This window comes from Paraburkholderia sp. NMBU_R16, from assembly GCF_013282575.1.
Taxonomy (GTDB): Bacteria; Pseudomonadota; Gammaproteobacteria; order Burkholderiales; family Burkholderiaceae; genus Trinickia.
The window spans coordinates 38,255-55,993 of record NZ_JAAAYE010000037.1 but is presented as its reverse complement, the minus strand read 5'-3'; the positions used below and the strand labels follow the sequence as shown (position 1 = coordinate 55,993).

Annotated in this window: 14 protein-coding genes; 5 read left to right on the top strand and 9 right to left on the bottom strand. The window is 61.9% G+C overall.

From position 1 onward, the window contains the following. Nucleotides 1-144 precede the first annotated feature (144 nt). From GWC77_RS18815 to GWC77_RS18805, 3 genes are all read left to right on the top strand, one after another. The gene (locus GWC77_RS18815; protein WP_254367035.1) at nucleotides 145-1,926 is read left to right on the top strand and encodes a phosphocholine-specific phospholipase C; all 1,782 of its coding nucleotides are present in this window, start codon (nucleotides 145-147) and stop codon (nucleotides 1,924-1,926) included. Nucleotides 1,927-2,205: 279 nt separating this feature from the next. After that, nucleotides 2,206-2,652 (top strand): HU family DNA-binding protein, encoded by a 447-nt coding sequence (locus GWC77_RS18810; protein WP_173259487.1) that lies wholly within the window; start codon nucleotides 2,206-2,208, stop codon nucleotides 2,650-2,652. 231 nt (nucleotides 2,653-2,883) lie between these two features. Beyond that, nucleotides 2,884-3,816 carry an Abi family protein gene (locus tag GWC77_RS18805; RefSeq protein ID WP_173259485.1) on the top strand — a complete coding sequence of 311 codons (933 nt, stop codon included), beginning with the start codon at nucleotides 2,884-2,886 and terminating at the stop codon, nucleotides 3,814-3,816. Nucleotides 3,817-4,032: 216 nt separating this feature from the next. Here the strand turns inward: GWC77_RS18805 and GWC77_RS18800 are convergent, their stop codons facing one another. From GWC77_RS18800 to GWC77_RS18780, 5 genes are all read right to left on the bottom strand, one after another. Further along, complete coding sequence (locus GWC77_RS18800) at nucleotides 4,033-5,457, bottom strand: cytochrome-c peroxidase (protein ID WP_173259483.1); 1,425 nt, start codon at nucleotides 5,455-5,457, stop codon at nucleotides 4,033-4,035. Between the two features lie 115 nt (nucleotides 5,458-5,572). Then, nucleotides 5,573-7,234: a phospholipase C gene (locus tag GWC77_RS18795; RefSeq protein WP_173259481.1), complete on the bottom strand. Its 1,662-nt coding sequence runs from the start codon at nucleotides 7,232-7,234 to the stop codon at nucleotides 5,573-5,575. 360 nt (nucleotides 7,235-7,594) lie between these two features. Then, nucleotides 7,595-8,758, bottom strand: coding sequence for a porin (locus GWC77_RS18790; RefSeq protein ID WP_173259497.1), 1,164 nt, complete (start codon nucleotides 8,756-8,758; stop codon nucleotides 7,595-7,597). A 252-nt stretch (nucleotides 8,759-9,010) separates the two neighbouring features. Beyond that, nucleotides 9,011-9,955: a YihY/virulence factor BrkB family protein gene (locus tag GWC77_RS18785; RefSeq protein ID WP_173259479.1), complete on the bottom strand. Its 945-nt coding sequence runs from the start codon at nucleotides 9,953-9,955 to the stop codon at nucleotides 9,011-9,013. 134 nt (nucleotides 9,956-10,089) lie between these two features. Further along, nucleotides 10,090-11,010 carry a helix-turn-helix domain-containing protein gene (locus tag GWC77_RS18780; RefSeq protein ID WP_173259495.1) on the bottom strand — a complete coding sequence of 307 codons (921 nt, stop codon included), beginning with the start codon at nucleotides 11,008-11,010 and terminating at the stop codon, nucleotides 10,090-10,092. 203 nt (nucleotides 11,011-11,213) lie between these two features. Between GWC77_RS18780 and GWC77_RS18775 the strand changes: the two genes are divergently transcribed. Next, entirely contained in the window at nucleotides 11,214-12,128 is a 915-nt protein-coding gene (locus tag GWC77_RS18775; protein ID WP_173259477.1) for an NAD(P)H-binding protein, read from the top strand. A gap of 109 nt (nucleotides 12,129-12,237) precedes the next feature. On the opposite strand, the gene GWC77_RS18770 is transcribed toward GWC77_RS18775, so the two are convergent. From GWC77_RS18770 to GWC77_RS18760, 3 genes are all read right to left on the bottom strand, one after another. Further along, nucleotides 12,238-13,752: a hypothetical protein gene (locus GWC77_RS18770; RefSeq protein ID WP_173259476.1), complete on the bottom strand. Its 1,515-nt coding sequence runs from the start codon at nucleotides 13,750-13,752 to the stop codon at nucleotides 12,238-12,240. 192 nt (nucleotides 13,753-13,944) lie between these two features. Continuing rightward, entirely contained in the window at nucleotides 13,945-15,234 is a 1,290-nt protein-coding gene (locus GWC77_RS18765) for a DUF3422 family protein (RefSeq protein WP_173259474.1), read from the bottom strand. A 132-nt stretch (nucleotides 15,235-15,366) separates the two neighbouring features. Then, nucleotides 15,367-15,513 (bottom strand): hypothetical protein, encoded by a 147-nt coding sequence (locus tag GWC77_RS18760; protein ID WP_173259472.1) that lies wholly within the window; start codon nucleotides 15,511-15,513, stop codon nucleotides 15,367-15,369. 327 nt (nucleotides 15,514-15,840) lie between these two features. On the opposite strand from GWC77_RS18760, the gene GWC77_RS18755 reads away from it, so the two are divergent. Next, nucleotides 15,841-17,385: a methyl-accepting chemotaxis protein gene (locus GWC77_RS18755; protein ID WP_173259470.1), complete on the top strand. Its 1,545-nt coding sequence runs from the start codon at nucleotides 15,841-15,843 to the stop codon at nucleotides 17,383-17,385. Between the two features lie 24 nt (nucleotides 17,386-17,409). Here the strand turns inward: GWC77_RS18755 and GWC77_RS18750 are convergent, their stop codons facing one another. After that, a complete protein-coding gene (locus tag GWC77_RS18750; RefSeq protein ID WP_173259468.1) occupies nucleotides 17,410-17,679 on the bottom strand; it encodes a hypothetical protein in 270 nt (89 codons plus the stop codon). Between the last annotated feature and the right edge of the window lie 60 nt (nucleotides 17,680-17,739).

Sequence of the window (17,739 nt, the reverse complement as noted above, 5' to 3'; positions counted from 1 at the left end):
ATGACGGGGGACTGCTCGGCGCGGCGTGGCGGCAGCGGTTCCGGGCTACGCCCTTCACCGCTGCCGCCACGCCAGTACTCTCATCCTGATTGACGCGCTGCTCTCATCTTGTTTGACGCGCGGCACGGCGTGGCCAACCTCGGCATGAAGTACATGCAAGGCCTGCTGCACGATTGGGCGACGACTCACTTCGCCTGGAACGGCGGCCGCTACGATCAATGGGTGCTGGCGAAAGGGCCGACCACGATGGCCTACCTCACGCGCGAGGACATTCCGTTCCACTACGCGCTCGCCGACGCCTTCACGATTTGCGATGCCTACCATTGCTCGAGCATGGCGCCGACGGACCCGAACCGCTATTACCTATGGACGGGCGGACTGGGCAACGACTGCACCGGCGGCGGCCCCGTGATCGATAACGCCGAGGCGGGCTATACGTGGTCGACTTTTCCGGAGAAACTGCAAGCCGCCGGTGTCTCGTGGAAGATCTATCAGGACATCGGCATGGGCCTCGACGCAAACGGTTCCTGGGGGTGGACGAAGGACCCGTTCATCGGCACTTACGGCGACAACTCACTGCTCTTTTTCGACCAGTATCGCAACGCGCGGCCAGGCGATGCGCTATACGACAATGCGCGCACCGGTACGAATGCGGCGAGGGGAGACGGCTATTTCGATATCCTGAAGAACGACGTGTTGAACGACAGGTTGCCCCAGGTATCGTGGATCGTTCCGCCCGAGGCGTATTCCGAGCATCCGAATTGGCCGCCCAATTATGGCGCATGGTACATCGATCGGGTATTGCAGGCGTTGACGGCAAATCCGGCGGTATGGAGCAAAACGGTGCTCTTCATCGCCTACGACGAAAACGACGGCTTCTTCGATCACGTCGTGCCTCCGTTCGCACCGTGGTCGGATCAGACCGGACGTTCCACCGTCGACACATCGAACGAATACTTTGGCGGAGCGCCGGGCAAAGCGTCCGGTCCCTACGGATTGGGCCCGCGGGTACCGATGCTCGTGGTGTCGCCGTGGTCGAAGGGCGGCTGGGTGTGTTCGGAGACCTTCGACCACACGTCGATCATCCGCTTCATCGAACGCCGGTTCGGCAGCGCCGGCAGCGGTGCGCTGCGGGAGTCGAACATCACCGCATGGCGGCGGGCGATCTGCGGCGATCTGACGAGTGCGTTCGATTTTGCCAATCCGAACGCCGCATTTCCAGCGCTGCCCGGTACGGATGAATACGCGACGGTCGATCGCCAACGCCATTTCGGCTATATTCCGCTGCCGCCGCTCACCGCATCGAAACCGGCCCAGGAAGCGGGTGTGCGACCCGCGCGAGCGTTGCCCTACGAGCTTTTTGCTCATGGTTACATCACGGCGAGCGAGCGCACGTTACGGATCGAGCTGACGAACCGCGGCCACGCGGGTGCCGCGTTTCTGCTTTACCGTACGGGTAGCGCCGACACCCCGCGCGCGTACGCCGTGCAGAGCGGCAAGCGTCTGTCCGACGATGTCCCGCTCGATGCAGATGGTCGTTATCACTACAGTCTGCATGGGCCGAACGGCTTTTTCCGGCGTTTCAAGGGCTCGGCGAAAGCGACACGCGGGTGGGGCGGCGGTGTTGCGCTGCCCGAAGTGACCGAAGCTTATGACGTCGCGAACGGCAGTATCGGCTTGCGGCTCCGAAACATCGGCAGCGCGGCTTGCGAATTCGAGGTGCGCGATGCCTACGGTTCTCCCTCCGTCAAACGGCGCGTCGTGGGCGGAGAGATTGCGGACGTCTACTTCGATTTGCGCGCGTCCCACGGCTGGTATGACCTTGCGGTGCTCGTGGACACCGATTCCTCGTTCGAGCGCGGGTTCGCCGGCCACGTTGAAACCGGCCGTAGCAGCATGAGTGACCCGGCGTTCGGCATCGATTGAGCACGCAAACGTAGGGTTCGCCCCAGGGTAGGTCCGTCTCTTGCGCGGCAAGTGCTTTGCATCCGAACGATTTCGAGGGGGGACGTCCGCCGTTTTTCGTTACTTCGTTGCGCGAGACACCGGAAACAGTCTGCCGAACGCAACAAATTCGGCGTCTTGGCAGGCCTTCATGCATAAAACAGATGCATGAAGGCGCGCGGCGCTTGTAGAATCCGGCCTTGAAGCGCCGCGCATGTTGTGCGTGCTTCGTGCGTTCAACGACCAACAGGTAGGAGAAACATGTCGACTTCCGCAAACAAGGTTGCGAAAAAGGCTGCCGCCGCACCGGCGAAGAAAGCAGCTGCGAAGAAAGTGCCCGCGAAGAAAGCCGCGGCTAAGAAGGTCGCCGTGAAGGCGTCCGGTGCTGCGGCGCCGATCAAGGACACCTTCACGAAGGCCTCGCTGGCTGCCCACCTTTCGGAGCGCTCGGCTGTCGAGCCGAAATCGGTGAAGGCGGTGCTCTCGGCGCTCGAGGACACGATTCTCGGCTCGGTGCACAAGAAGGGTGCCGGTGAGTTCACGCTGTCCGGCCTGCTGAAGATCGTCGTGCAAGCCGTGCCGGCGAAGAAGAAGCGCTTCGGCAAGGATCCGTTCACGGGCGAAGAGCGCTGGTTCCCGGCGAAGCCCGCGTCGGTGCGCATCAAGGCACGTCCGCTGAAGAAGCTGAAGGACGCGGCTTCGGCTTAAAAGCCCCAGTACGTCGCGCGTTTTCGCAAAATCCCTGCGAGCCGTTGTGGCTCGCAGGGATTTTTTTCGTGCGAACGCGCGCTTCGGCACCCGGACGTACCGCACTACCTGCGCTATGGCTTTAACGCGCGCGCGACGGGCGCCTGCGGCTTCCCGGCGTCCGAATGATAGTTATCGAATCACCCTAGTGCGGGTGGCCGAATAGAATTGGCGTCCCTGAAAGGAGAGTCGATGACCAAGGGGCCGAAGAAACCGGCGACGCCGACCAAGACCTACGCAAAGGCGCCGCTGAGCGTAGACGATGCGCTTAGTCACCTGTGGCGGCGACGGCTCATGATCGATGATCGCCCGGCCAATGCGCGTGTTATGCGCTCGATCGGGTATTTTCGATTGCATGTCTATATGCGCCGTTTTCAAAATCCTGCGACCAAGTATTCCTGGCCACGCACACGCTTCAAGGATATCGTCGAGCTATACGAGTTTGACCGACGGTTGCGCGCGGTGACGATGGACGTGACTGAAAGAGTCGAGGTGGCGCTGCGTTCGGCGCTCTCGACTCCGATCGCGTTGACTCATGGCAGCCATTGGTATGCGGACCGCTCGCTGTATCGCAACCTGCGCGGCTATGCGTCGGCGCTCGCCCAAATCAGCCGGGAATGTGACAAGAAAAAAGGGCTCGCACTGACTCACTACCACGAGACGTATGCCGTGCCGGACCTGCCCCCCGTCTGGCTCGTGTGCGAGCATCTTACGTTAGGCGCGCTTTCGCGATTGTTCGAGGCACTTTCAATCAGTCACCGGAAGACCGCTGGGCGGCATGGCTGGCCGGATATCCCCGATCCGTTGCTCGTGTCTTGGCTGCATTCGCTGACCGACCTGCGCAACGCGTGCGCACATCATTCGCGAATCTGGAATGCCAAGTTCTCCGTATCTGCACCCCAACAGCCAAAAAGCACGGCCCTCGCCAGATATGCGGCCGGAATGCATCAAAACTGGACCTACTATGCGCGGGCGGTCATGATCAAAGCTCTGCTTGATCTCATGGGGTACGGCGGAGAGTGGCGCGAATCACTGAAGACGACACTTGCGTCGTGCCGACATGTCGATGCGGCCGCCCACCTCGGATTTCCGCGCGGATGGGAGATCGCTCCGGCATGGGTTTGACATCGCGTTGACGTCGACGCGGCATTTGGATACTATCGGTGGTGAACACGCTGGGAACGCTTCTCAACGATGCGCAACATCCTACGCTAAAAAGGGACGCGAAAGCGTCCCTTTCCTTTAGTGCGCTGAGCAGGGGCGCACTTCCGCTAGTTTCCGGTGACCTATGCTGATCGGTTGCCCGAACGTTACGTCGTCCTTCCTTGTTGGTTTGTGTCGCTACGGCTTCGACGGCACTTCATAGCCGTCCGTCAACGTCTTCAGGAAAGCTATGATGTCGGCCATATCGGCTTGTGTCATAGCCGGCGTATCGCCAGGCTTGCGATCGAACGGTGCGTCGGTCTTGTCGATGTTCGCCCGGTATTTGACGGGCAAGTCGTCGTATTGCTCGACTTTTCCCTTGGCGTCGCGCGGATAGATCTTGGCCGGATCTATGTCGCGCAGATTGTAGAAGTTCAGCACTTCATCGAGCGAGCGGTACGCCCCGTTGTGGAAAAAGACACTGCGCGTGGCAACGTTGCGCAAGCTCGGTGTGAGGAACATGCCGCAGTACTGGGTTTGATTCGCGAGATCGGCCCGGTGGGGACCGCACAGACCGAGGTCGTGATAGCTCGCGTTGCGGTTGACGGCCAGCACGCGGTTACGGGGCACGCCGAGCGCTTCGTACTCGAAGTCGGTGAACATCGGCGGTTGGCCGTCTTTGGTCGGCGTGGACAGATGGCATCCGGCGCAATTGGCCTTTTTCGGATCGTTGAAGAGGCGCAGGCCACGCATTTCCGCACGGGTGAGACGGACCTTGCCCTCGAGCCAGTAGTCGTATTTGCTCGTGTAGGGGTGGAACGACGGATCTTCGACCTGATAGCGGGCCACGGCGAACATCGCTTCGGAAAGCAGCAAACGCGGATCATTCAATACGCTCGCGCCGAAGAGCTTCGCGAACGCTTCGCGGTAAGCGCTGTGGGCCAGTTTGTCGGCCGCTGCCTGTTCGCTCGCATTGGCCATTTCGACGGGATTGAGTAGCGGACCGTACGCCTGCTGCTGCAAGGTATCGGCGCGCCCATCCCAGAAGAGGCCGCCTTGCGGCACGAGTTCCGGAGCAGCGGGCGCGGTGCCGGCGGCTTTTTGCACATGCGTCGCGCTCGATGCCTGCTGCGCGGCTTGCTCGAGATTGGTGGGCTCGTCGGCATCCGCTTGCGAAGGACCGATGCCGAAGTTCGGCTGGCGATACAGATACATGAGCGAGGGCGGGGGACGATCGCCCTGAAGCGTCATGTCGCTACCGCCAAACTGCACCGGCAAGGCGTTGGGCGGGCCGTACGCCCGTGCGGGGCTATGGCATGACGCACAAGAAAGCTTGCCCGAAGCCGACAACGTCGGATCGAAGAAGATCGACTTGCCGAGCATCGCCATCGCGCTCAGCGGGGCGGTTTGCGGGCGCTGCAGATGGACCGGGTGCAGATTCACACCGGTCAGTTGGGAGACGATCCGGCCGATCGGGGCAGGCGCCGAGCGTGGATAGGCCGCAGCCAGCGCCAATCCGCCGGCCGCAATGAACGCGGCCGCGCCCGCGAGCGTGCCAGTCCATGTGCGACGGCGTGGGATCGTTGGAGCGGGAGGGAGCGCTTGGGTAACGTTCGTTTGCATGGCGTCATGGCGCGCAAAACAGTGTGCAAAATCGCGTTTTCATCGTCACGATCCAAACAAGCCAAGGCCCGCGAGGGGCCCTGGCTTGCAAACGTGGCGGTGTGGGGCGGACTACTTACTGCTCGTCGCCTTCATGACGTCCATGGATAGGCGTGCCCAGCGTCGGATCGAGCATGAGGCGCTGGGGATGCGGTCTATGGAAGTCGAACATATCGGAGATATCGCCGGCCGTCGCGTCGAATGAGCCTCCCCCGATGCGCGAGCCGTCGAGCCAGTTGTCTTCGATGAAACGGACGATCGAAGCCTGCGAAATCGGCGTGTGACTGACGTAGTTCGGCTTGGTCCACGGCGAAATCACGAGGAACGGGATACGCGTGCCCGGGCCGCAGCGGCCATTCACGGGGCCGCCATTCACGCCGAGCGGCTGCTGACCCGTGCCGCACATTCCCGAGCCGTTGAGCTGATCGGCGACCGGATCGAACGATGCGCTCGTCGGTTTCACATAAGCATGGTCATACCAGCCGTCCGAGTCGTCCCACGTCACGATCACCGCCGTACGGTCCCACTCGGGCTGCTGTTGCAGGAAATTGACGACCTTCGCAGTGAACGCCTGCTCGTCGAGCGGATCCGAGTATCCCGCGTGACCGTCCTGATAAGCAGGCGCCTTCAGAAAGCTCACTGCGGGGAAATTGCCGGCCTTGACCGCCGCGAAAAAGTCATCGATATCGTACTGATGGTTGGCCGGGTCCTTGGTCCTGCCGTCGTCGGCGAGCGTGAAGCCGACCGATTGCAGGGAGCTCGGACGCAAGTGTTGCGGGTTCGACGTGGACGCGTAGTACTGGAACCAGTTGTGGTGCGGGATGTAGTCGGCCGTCGAAGCGTTGACCACGTTCGACAGCGAGCTGCGAGCGCAACCCGTCGTGCCATTCGCGTTCATCGCCGACAAGTTGAAGCCGCCCATGAAGCCGCCCCACGGGATCGCCTTCGCATTGAGCAGATCGCCAATATTCTTGCCCGACATCATGGCCTGATCGGTCGCGCTCGAGCAGAGGTCATAGGCCGGGTCGACGTCGTTGATCATCGTGAAGCCGCCTTGCGTGTCGTTCACGTAGTACGAGTTTCTCGACGATTTGACGATCTGCATGCCATTCGTCTGGCCCGCGATCGCTTCGAGCGCGCCAGGCGTCGATGGACCGTATGTGTCCGTATAGGCGTTGTCGCTCATCGCGAAGCGCTGGGCATAGTTCCACATGGCGGTGACCGTATTGCCGTCGTAGTAGCCCATGACTTGGCCCTTGGTGCCGAAGGCACCCGCGCCGCCGCTCGACCCCTTACCCGTGTACTTCGGGAAGAGATCGGCGGCACCGTTGTCGTAGGCCTGCTCTTCGGCCGTGTAGGCGTGATTCTGGTCAGCCGTTGCCGCTTGCGTGCGGTCGAGGCGGAACGGATTCGCGGCACCAGTGCCGTTGGCCGTGTTCGTAAAGTTCGGATTGCTCGTCAGCAGTGCGCCGCTAAGACCGTTGACCTTGGGCGTACCGGGCGCGGCCACGAATACGGGCTCGCCGGCGGGGTTCGTCGCATGCGGGTAGGTCGCGAAGTAGTGGTCGAACGAGACGTTCTCGTTGTAGATGACGACGAGGTGTTTGATCGGCGTAGCGGTCGGGAACGTATCCGCGAACCGGTGCCAGTGGCGTGCCTGATAGTTGTCGCCGTACGCGGCAAACGCGGTCAGCGACACCGCGGCGAGTAGGGCAGGAAAGTACGTGCGGCGAAACATGGGGGCGTGCTCCTGATCGTGGGGGAACGGGCGCATTGGAGCACGCGCAAATTAAGGGACCGAGGCATCCAGCTTTCAGAAGTCGATCGACAGGCTTTCTATTTGCTTCGTCTTTGCTGGCGATGCCCCTGCTCTGCATTGGGCATGAGTAAGCGCTAAAGCGCTAACTCCGGCCTTGCTCTGCATTGGGCATGAGTAAGCGCTAAAGCGCTAACTCCTGCCTTGCTCTGCATTGGGCATGAGTAAGCGCTGAAGCGCTAACTCCTGCCGTAAAAAAAAAACCGGCCGGGTAGGATCCCGGCCGGCTCGGTGTTACATCGGAGTACTGACGATCGCTCGCCGTACTCCTTTCGACGTCGATCAGAACTTGTGGCGCAAACCCACTGCCACGAGTTCCTGGCTGCTCGTGCCGGCGTAGCCGTACGAACCCACCGACGCTTGCGCGTTGACGATCGCCGTTCCCGTATCGTTACGCGTCTGGCCGCTGGCATGCTGATATGCGCCAACGAGGTACACATCCGTGCGCTTCGAGAGCGAGTAGTCGGCGCCCAGCGAAACCTGGTGGTACTTGGCCGACGTATCGCCGCTCGACTTCGTGTAGCTGTAGCCGAGGCCCAGCAGCATTGCCGGCGTCAACTGGTAGTTCACGAAGCCCTGACCCGTGTTGTACTTCTCGGTCGAACCGAACGTCGACAAGCCGTCCGACTTGTACTGCGCGTTGCTATAGCCAGCGCCGACCGTGAACGCACCCACCGTGTACTGCGCGGCAACGCGAGCGATGTTGATCGACTTCGCCGTCTGGTAGCCCATATTGATCGGGCCGTTGAACGTGCCGTCCGAAGTACCGGCCCAGCCGCCACCCGATGCCGTCGGCGTGCGCACGCCGTTCGAGTTGTCAGCCTTGAAATAACCCGCCGCAACGCCGAGCGGGCCGTTGTTGTAAGCCGCAGCCACCGACCACGTTTGACCCGAGCCCGTCTTGCCTGCGACACCGCCCAGCGAGTACATGCCTTCGACCTGGAAGCCGGCGTAGTTCGGCGACAGGTATTTGATCGAGTTGTTCGTGCGCGAGCTGTTGTCGTAGTTATCGACGTCGCCTGCCGTTGCGAACACGCTGCCGAAGTAATTGTCAGCCGTGATGCCTTGCACCAGATCGACGAGCGGATCGTATTGGCGGCCCAGCGTGACCGTACCGAATTGCTTGCTCTCGAGGCCGACGAATGCCTGGCGGCCGAACATGCGGCTACCTTGACCCAGCTGACCCGTGGTGGAGTTGAAGCCGTTTTCCAATTGGAAAATCGTTGCGAGACCGCCGCCCAGATCTTCCTGGCCCTTCAGGCCCCAGCGGCTGCCGGACAGATTGCCGGTGCCCATGTTCCAGCCGTTGTCGCTACCCGATTGGTGATGCACGTACGTGATAGACGTGTCGATCACGCCATACAGCGTCACGCTGCTCTGAGCTTGAGCGGCACCCGCGGCGCCGAGCAGTGCGAGCGAGAGCGTCGACAATGCGATTTTTTTCATCATTTCTCCACGCGAATGATTATCGAAGACTGTTGCGAAGCGGAGAATATCGCAATGTCCCTACCGAGGTGACCGGAAAAAAAGAAAGTGTCTCCAAAAGGAAACACCCGTGACACCTAGCCCCGGTAGGCACTCGGCGCGTATCGTTGCGTAATGCGAAATTGTCTATTCCTAAATCGGGAATAGTTCATGTTGTGATATTTAAATTAAACGAAGCACGCTTAATTGTCTGGCTAATAGCCAGTTAATTCGTCAGCGTAGCGTTTTACCGGCTGCCTGGCGGACAGGGCCCGCACGTTGCCGTTCCTTTCGGCGCTGCTCTCTCGCGGCACGTCTTGCGCGATCGCGGGCCGCGGCGAACTCCGCGCCGAACAGAAGGACGAGCGCCGAAAAGTAAAGCCACATGAGGAGTGCCGCGAGGGAGCCCGCCGCGCCGAACGCGTTGGCCATTCCGGCGTGCGCGAGATAGAGCGCGAACAGCTTTTTTCCGCCCGAAAACAGCAACGCGGAGAGGACGCCGCCTGTCAACGCATCGCGCCACTCGACGTGAGCGTCGGGCAGGAATTTGAGTAGCGCTGCGAACGACAGCGCGAGGACGACGAGCCCGAACGTCAACTGCAGGATGTCGCCGACCGCGGCATACGAGGTGCCGCCCCAGAGCCATTCGCCGATGAACGTGATGATGGTATCGAGCACGAGCGAAACGATTGCCAGAAACGCGACGCCGAGCACGAGTCCGAATGAAATGAGCCGCACCTTGACGAGCGCGACGACGCTGGAGAAACGGCTCGTCGCACCGATCGGCCATACGACGGCGAGGGCGCTGTTCAGCGAAGCGAACGTCGCCGACGCGCCGAGTGCGAGCGCGACGAACGACACGAATGCGGCGAAGCCTCCGCTGTCCCTGTGCGTACGAGCATTCGCGACGATCATCTGCACCGCGGCGGCGGCCTCGTCGCCGATCAGCTGATGCACGTCCGAGAAGATTTCTCCGCGGATGGCGTCGGCGCCGAAAAACCAGCCGGCGACGGCGATCACCATGACGAGCAGCGGCGCGAGCGAAAACGCCGAGAAAAAGGCGATGCCGGCTGCCATCGTCGTGCATCGGTGTTCGCCGAAATGCACGACCGCATCGACGACGCAGGCGCCTTCGCGCCGCGCGGCGTCATATGTCCTGCGAAATGAAAGCGCGGTCATGGCGTGCCCCGACAGAAAACCGAGCGATTGCCCCATATCCCGCAGGGGACGTGCCAGCCCGGGATTTGGCGACGCAGCAATTTACCCTATGCCGGTTGCCGCGCGGATGGCACTGCTTGGGCTCCGATACGCACTCAGCCGTATCGCGCGCGGCGCTCGATCGGCGCCGGGGTTTCACCCTCGTCGCTGTACTTGGCGGTGCGCATCATTTGCCGCGGTGTGGTGCCGAGCAAGCGGCTCATCCAATGTGCCATATGGCTTTGATGTGCGAAACCGGTTTCCAATGCAATCTGCGTCGCGCTCAGCTTGCCTTGCAAGATCAACTCGCGGGCGCGCTCGACGCGGCGTTGCACGACATAACGATGCGCCGGCATCGCAAACGTCTCACGAAAGAGGACTTTGAAGTGCGGCACGCTGAGTTCGACGAGTGCAGCGAGATCCGACAGCGTCAAACGCTGGTCCAGATGGCTCTCGATGAACTCCGCGACGAGTTTGGCCGCGCGCGGCCCGAGCGTTTGTTTGCGCTCGCCCAGCGCGGGCGCGCCTTCGGCCAGTCGCACCGTCATCGCGGTGCACAGGCTCTCCGCGAAGAGGGGATCGGACGGCAGATTCGATTCGAGCTCGGCACGCAACGCCCACGCGAGATGCTGCAAGCGCGGATCGCGTAATTGGAATTGCGGGCGGATGCGCGCTTGCGAAGCGGTGAGGCCAAGCTGATCGAAAGTCGTTCGTGCGAAACGATCCGTCACCCAGATGCGCAAGATCGTACTGTCGGACTCGTCGATCCACTCGCCGTCGAGCCCGGCGGGAACGACATCGGCATCGCCGTGCGCCTGGATGCGGGCGCATCGGCTCCCGTCGCAGCGGCAGCGGGCCTTGACTGGGGCACCGACGTGAAAGGCAATGCGGTGGGCCGTACTTGCCGGAACGTGGTAGGTCCCGGCGGGGAACGCGAGCAATTCGGCGCCGAAGCCGGTCCATCCCAGGCCGGTGCTGGAGCGCAGCACATACCGCGCGTGGGGCGGCGGGGGGTGATCGCGTGTCGTCGCGTTCATGGCATCGAGGGGTTGGGCGTCGGTTCGAATGGCTGACATTGTGCGACGTTTTCTCCGGGTGCGCTCGGGCGTGTCCAACGTGCGGCGCGCAGCTGGGTGGCCCCATCGCCGCCATCCATATCTGCGAATTGCGATCCGTGCATGCGCGCGAAACCATCGATGCCGCGATAGCATCGGCCTCACCCTAGTGGACGGAGTCAATAGTGTTCGTCATTTTCGGTGCATCGGGAAATGTGGGGCGCGCGACGGTAGCCGCGCTCGTCGAGGCGGGACAGCCCGTGCGCGCGGTGGTACACGACCGCGCGCAAGGGGACGCATTTGAACGCATAGGGTGCGACGTGGTCGTTTGCGAATTGGCCGATAGCGCCGCGGTACAACGTGCGCTCGAAGGTGCAGATGCGGTGCAGATGCTGTGCCCGGTGCCACGCGGCGACGCGGAACCGGCCGATACGATGCGTCGAGCGATCGATGCGGTCGAGACGGCGCTGCGTGCGCGGCCACCCTCTGTTTTGCTCGCGCTGTCGGACTATGGGGCGGAACGGCCGCGCGGCACGGGGATCACTGTCCTCTTTCATGAACTGGAGCGGCGGTGGCGCGGTATTGCGGCGCGCTCGATCATGTTGCGCTCGGCCGAGCATATGCATAACTGGGCGCGCGTGATGCCGCTTGCGTTGGAGACAGGGGTGTTACCAAGCTTTCACCATCCGTTGAGCAAGCAATTTCCGACGGTGGCGGCATCCGACGTCGGGCGCGTCGCGGCTCAACTGCTGCTCGACGAATCCGAGCAGGCATTGCGAGTGGTGAGCGTGGAATGCGAGCACCGCGTCAATGCGTACGAGGTCGCCCAAACACTTGGCGAGGCGAGCGGCCGAAAAATCGACGCCGTCGCGGTGCCGCGCGAGGCTTGGGAGCAAACGCTCTCCCGTGCGGGACTCGGCGCCGCGCATGTGGCGTTGATCGTGGAGCTTTATGACGCGCACAACGCCGGCATGATCGACGTCGAAGCCGGCGCGGGCGAACGCCGTTTCGGCTCGACGTCGCTGCGCGACGTGTTCGACGAGATCGTGCCGCGTGTGATGGCGATGCGCAACGCTTCGGTACGCGGCGAGCGGTTGTGAGGACGATCGAAGCAATCGTGTCGCTCGCCTGGGAATGGGCTCTACGGATAGCGTCGATACCCGAAATGCTCGCGGGGATTCCAAACAGTAACGACGATTTTTCGTTGCATTAGCTAGGCTGCCCGATTGCGTCCTTCGCGATGCCTTCTTCGAGATATTCAACGATCAGTTGCCGAAAAGCGGCGATACGTTCGTAAGGCGTGGCAGTGCTGGCGCCGAACGCCCGTCCGTATGCTTGCTCGTGGCGCCGAGTTTGCAGCCATGCTCCGGGAAGCCAGCGACGTATTTTTTCCGCCAGCATATGGGTCGCCTGTTCGGCGATCGCTGAGGGCGCGAGAGGCAGCCCAATCGATTCACTCGGGCGCGTTCCGATGCTGCCAAGGAAGGCCTCGTGGAAGCGCTCGACAGTGTATCGCCTGCCAGTGGGAAGCTGCAGATGATCGGATATCGGCGATGCATATGCCATCGCGTTCGTCTGCGCGCCGCTCCACCGCTCGATATGTCCGGCTGCTGCAATTGCACGGTAGTCGAGGGCGATGTCGCTCATGTCCTTCACGAGCATGTCGACGACACGCCCGTTTGCGTCAATCACGACATCGATGTTTTGCTCGTGCAATTCCGCATGAGCATGCGTGTCCGTGAGCTCGCTCATCAGGATAGCCGCGAGCTTCGGTGCCAACTCGCGGACGAGCCATGATGCTTGAATCTCGCCGATCGACGAAAGGTCCTGCGCGCTGGTACCGAAAACGATTCGTCCCCGCTCGCTCTGGGCAAATTCGGGGTCCGTCAGCACATGAATGGGCGCGACGAAGTCACCAGGCATGAATCCACGGCGGGCCACGGGCATTTCTCGCCAAAGCGCGGTAATCGGCGCTGCTCCGTCGTCAAAACTCAGCGCAATGCCAGCCGGCTCACGGATGTAGTGGGAGTTACCTTGCAGCGCCGCTGAAAATTGAACAGCGGTCTTGACTTCCTGCGGTAACAGTTGCTTATGGGGCGCGTCGAAGGCGAAACGCGGGTCGTCCGGTATCGAGAATTTGAACTGCTGCCAGCCTGAGCCTGTTTTGATCAGTACTGTTCGATAGGAACTGCGCATGAAAGCGGGCTCTCTCTGCTCCGGGGCAGGGAGGCCGAAAAGTTCGGTCATGCGCTCGAGATTGGCCCGGTCGCCATAGTGCAAGCGGATGCGAACCTTCCCGTCGGGTGCTTCGAATGGCGAGCCCCTCAAGTCACCGAACACCGTCAGACTGCCTCTCTTTCTGGCAATCGTTCGCTCGTCGAGATCCCAAAACGGCGAGACACCGCGTACCGTCGACGGCATGAGTTGCGATGCCAGTCGTTCATTGGGGCGGCTGCCGTTGAACTGTCCTTCGTGGAAGACAAGACCGATTGCGTACTTGTCGTAAGGCGTCTCGATGAGCGGGTCCGATAGCGTTACTCGCGCTCGCTTATGTAGGTATGGGGAGGAGTTGTTCGCCGGCTTGGCATTCAGCGGCTGTAGCGCAGGCGGCACGCTTCGCGTTGCGGGCGCCGGATCGGGCGGATTCGAAGACGTGCGCCCGCCCGCGATCGGCTGCTCGCCGTCGGGACGATTCTCGCAGGGGTCCTTTCCAATCCGTGTCATATCCGAGGAGCCCTCCAATGCAAGTCAAGTCGGCTCCGCCGCTCAGGCTTGATGGTGCTCGGTATCCTCGTCCGAGGCTCGACCTTATGCGAATCGGTTTGCGGCAAAACGCAATTCCCGAGTGGCCGTGCAGCGGGTGCAATGGTGTGAACAATGAATCGGGCGAACGCTTCGGCCGAACTGGTGCGGCGTCTAACCTGTCTGTCGGTGCGAATTTTCGCGGCCCAAGCGACGGATGCGGCGGGTGAACAACAGCACTCCCGCCACGACGGGAACGATGAGCAGGCCTTCCAGCACCTCGGGGTCCAGTGGCAGCTGTGCCGCGTGGAGCGCGCGTAGCGCTGCGCCCGAAAGGTTGAGCACGTAGTACGAGATGGCCGCCACTGAGAGGCCTTCCACCGCATGTTGCAGATGCAATTGCGTGCGTGCGGTGCGATTCATGCCTTCGAGTAGCGCTGTCGTATGTTCCTCCTGTGCCAGATTGACGCGCGTACGCAGCAAATCGACGGCCCGCGCAACGCGCGTGGCGGACTGTTGATGCCTCGACCACACCGAGCTGCACGTTTGCATGGCGGGCAATAACCGGCGCTGCATGAATTCCGCGATCGTAGGGAACCCTTCGATCCGCGCTTCCCGCAGTTCGGCAATGCGTGCGAGCACGAGCTTCTCGTAGGCCGCGGACGCGCTGAAGCGCGTCTCCAAACCCGCGTGCGCCTCGATCTGGCCGGCCAGGCGGGTGAGCTCCCTTAGCAGATAGGCGTCGTCGTGCTCGGGGCCGGTCTGTTCCATGCTCCGCATGAGCATCGACAGCGATCCGTCGAGTTTGCCGAGAAATTGGCTGTGGCGGCGGGCGTCCGGTAACGCGAGCAACGCCATCATCCGATAGGTCTCGATTTCGAACAGCCGCTGGATGAGGCGGCCGGCCTGCGCCTCGCGGAAGCCGAGATCGAGTACCAGGAAGCGAGAGAAATGATCGTCGTGGACGAGCCAGTCGCAGTAGACTTCGCCGCCGGAAAGCACCTTGCTGCCGACGAGCACCGGCCCGCTCAGCAACTCGCGAACTTCACGACGTGCGGCTTCGGCTTGGGCGTTGCAGAGCAGTTCGGCGTGAACCGCGACGAAGACGCTTTTTTCGAGCAGTGCAAGCCAGGACGCCGGAACGTCCGCCATCGCAGCGCCATTGAAAAGACGATCCTGCGCGGCCGTGCGCACGAACGTGAACGTCGAGAACTCGGTGTGCTTTTCCCACTTGATTTGCCAGTCGCCTTTTGCTGCCGCGTAATGATTGTGCTGGGCGCAAGGCGCGGGGAGTCCCAGTGCAGCGGCCAAGGCCGCCAGCAAGCGGCCGTGGATGTCTTCGTCGTGCTCGGAGTAGATGGCGAGATGGCTCAGTGACGCCGGGCCGGTAATCCGCAGGAAGGGGCGTGCGTGAAGTTCCTTGGAAAGCGGGTCTCTAAGCGGGTGATTGAGCGAGGCGAACATCGTGAGGGATCGGTAGCCGGATGCGCCAGTGTACCGTTTCCTCGTCGCCGTTTCGAACGGCGGCGCTCGTCGCGCGCCTATCCATATGTGCGAAGCCCGCGCTCGACGGGTCCCGCAGGCTTCGGTGGATGCCTACCGACGTCGATACGGATAGGCCTCGACCGTCACTTTTCGGCGCTCGAGCCTCGTTTCGACACGCGGGCTGGCCCCGCGGATGAACAGGATCGCGCAGGTGGCAACCATGAACCAGATGGAGAGAATTATCGCGAAAGCGCTCATGCCAGCCTCCCAAAGTGTCGAAGATCGCGACCGCGGTATCGGCCTTATCAGCCATCCGGTCTGTCGATGATTGGCAGTCTGCGCTCCCAACGCGGGCTTCGATTCGATAAAAAGAGGCTGAATTCAGGGCTAATCCGAGCCATGGAGGCGATGGCCTTGAATCTGGATATGCACTTCCGACTGGGGAAAACGCGGGGCATCGGGGGGGGTCAGAAAGTTTTAAAGCTGCCGTTGAGCAAGTAAGGTCACCCGCGTTCGTTCCCCGTAATGGGGAATGCGAGATGGCGCCCCCCACTGGACGAGCTCAGAAGAACAAGGAATAACCCTATGCTGCCCCGTTTCCGCGATCTGCGCATTGGTGTTCGTCTGGCCATCGCCTTTTTCATCGCCGCTTTGCTGACAGCGGTGCTTGGTGTCGTGGCGCATGGAAGGTTGTCCGCCATCAGTGCGGAATGGCAGGAATACGAGTCGGTCACGGTCGCGAAACTCCGCTTGCTCCAACACGCGAAAGACATGTTCGGTGAGGCTGTGCACAGCTACAAGGATTACGTCCTTCGGGGCGGTGCGTACCGCGCGAAGTTTCTCGCGAGCCTCGACGAGATCGACAACGCGGCACGAACTTCATTGCAATTGGGTTCATTTGGGCCTGCCGAGTCCGCGGGTGTCGACACGCTGATCGCGGCAACGGCCAGTTACCGTGCGACGCTTGTGGCCCTCGATCCACTGATCGCATCAGGTGCTTCGATCGAAGCGCGCGACCGTAACGTCGCGGGAGCGGACAAGCCCATCGGGCGTGCCCTCGATGCTTTGATCGCCATCGGGACCGCACGCACGCATGAAAAGGGGACTTCCATTACAGAAGCCGCCTTGTTCGCGCAACGGACGATCATCGGAGTAACCATCGCGGCCTTAGTGTTGGCCATCCTGTTGGCGTTTTTCATCGCCCGGGGCATTACCGCTCCCATCCGCGCAGCCGTATCGGCCGCCGAGGCAGTAGCGCGCGGCGATCTCACGCAAGCGATCGTCACCGATCGCGCCGACGAGACCGGCAGGCTTCTCAGCGCGCTCAGCGATATGACCGGGTCGCTTCTTCGAGTCGTGGGCCAGGTCCGTCGCGGCGCCGATGGCTTGGCGACGGCGACCAGCCAGATTGCCGCGGGTAATCAGGATCTCTCTTCGCGCACGGAGGAGCAGGCGAGCTCGCTCGAGCAGACCGCCTCCAGCATGGAGGAACTCGCCGCGGTGATTCGGCGCAATGCGGACAATGCCCAACAAGGCACCGCGATGGCCGGCAATGCGGCCGAGGTTGCGCTCAAAGGCAGTGCGGTGGTGGGCAACGTCGTGAATACCATGGGCGAAATCAGCGAGCGCTCGGGCAAGATCGCGGACATTACCGGAATCATCGAAGGGATCGCGTTTCAGACGAACATTCTCGCGTTGAATGCGGCGGTGGAGGCCGCGCGCGCCGGGGATCAGGGGCGCGGTTTCGCTGTCGTGGCGTCGGAGGTCCGCAATCTGGCCCAGCGTTCGGCTGGCGCCGCAAAGGAAATCAAGGAGCTCATCGCCACGTCCGTCGCGAAAGTCGACGATGGTGCACGACTGGCATCGGAAGCTGGCGAGACGATGGATGAGGTCACGCGAGCGATCACGGCGGTGCGCGACATCATGAATGAAATTGCAGCGGCTTCGGCAGAGCAAAGCCGTGGAATCGAGCAAGTCAATCTGGCGATGGCCCAGATGGATCAGACGACGCAGCAAAACGCAGCGCTCGTCGAAGAGGCCGCGGCTACCTCCACTTCGCTACACGAGCAGGGGCGCCAACTGAGTGAGGTCGTGTCATTTTTTCAGATCCCGTTGACTCGACTACTGTAGACACCTTCAAGATCGATGCCGTGTTCAAGCACGTATGTATCGATCTCCATGGAAACCGCTCACGACCTCACAGACGACGCATTCCTCGACACATTCCTCGCCTGTGCGCTGCCGGCCGGGTCGTTCAACCATCGCAATCACCTGCGCGTGGCGTGGATCCATCTCCGACGTTTCGCCCTCGACGATGCGATCGAGCGAACCTGTGCCGGCATTGCGCGCTACGCCGCGCACCTTGGCGCGTCCGACCGATACCACCGAACGCTGACGGAAGCGCTGATCCGGCTCATGGCCCACGCTGAAGAGTCCGATCCATCGCACTCGTTCGAGGATTTTCTGGCGCGCCCGCAACGCCGG

What these genes read in the sequence shown, in the direction of transcription:
- GWC77_RS18815 (WP_254367035.1), top strand. Translation starts at nt 145, where the DNA reads ATGAAGTACATGCAAGGCCTGCTGCACGATTGGGCGACGACTCACTTC.
- GWC77_RS18810 (WP_173259487.1), top strand. Translation starts at nt 2,206, where the DNA reads ATGTCGACTTCCGCAAACAAGGTTGCGAAAAAGGCTGCCGCCGCACCG.
- GWC77_RS18805 (WP_173259485.1), top strand. Translation starts at nt 2,884, where the DNA reads ATGACCAAGGGGCCGAAGAAACCGGCGACGCCGACCAAGACCTACGCA.
- GWC77_RS18800 (WP_173259483.1), bottom strand. Translation starts at nt 5,457, where the DNA reads ATGCAAACGAACGTTACCCAAGCGCTCCCTCCCGCTCCAACGATCCCA.
- GWC77_RS18795 (WP_173259481.1), bottom strand. Translation starts at nt 7,234, where the DNA reads ATGTTTCGCCGCACGTACTTTCCTGCCCTACTCGCCGCGGTGTCGCTG.
- GWC77_RS18790 (WP_173259497.1), bottom strand. Translation starts at nt 8,758, where the DNA reads ATGAAAAAAATCGCATTGTCGACGCTCTCGCTCGCACTGCTCGGCGCC.
- GWC77_RS18785 (WP_173259479.1), bottom strand. Translation starts at nt 9,955, where the DNA reads ATGACCGCGCTTTCATTTCGCAGGACATATGACGCCGCGCGGCGCGAA.
- GWC77_RS18780 (WP_173259495.1), bottom strand. Translation starts at nt 11,010, where the DNA reads ATGAACGCGACGACACGCGATCACCCCCCGCCGCCCCACGCGCGGTAT.
- GWC77_RS18770 (WP_173259476.1), bottom strand. Translation starts at nt 13,752, where the DNA reads ATGACACGGATTGGAAAGGACCCCTGCGAGAATCGTCCCGACGGCGAG.
- GWC77_RS18765 (WP_173259474.1), bottom strand. Translation starts at nt 15,234, where the DNA reads ATGTTCGCCTCGCTCAATCACCCGCTTAGAGACCCGCTTTCCAAGGAA.
- GWC77_RS18760 (WP_173259472.1), bottom strand. Translation starts at nt 15,513, where the DNA reads ATGAGCGCTTTCGCGATAATTCTCTCCATCTGGTTCATGGTTGCCACC.
- GWC77_RS18755 (WP_173259470.1), top strand. Translation starts at nt 15,841, where the DNA reads ATGCTGCCCCGTTTCCGCGATCTGCGCATTGGTGTTCGTCTGGCCATC.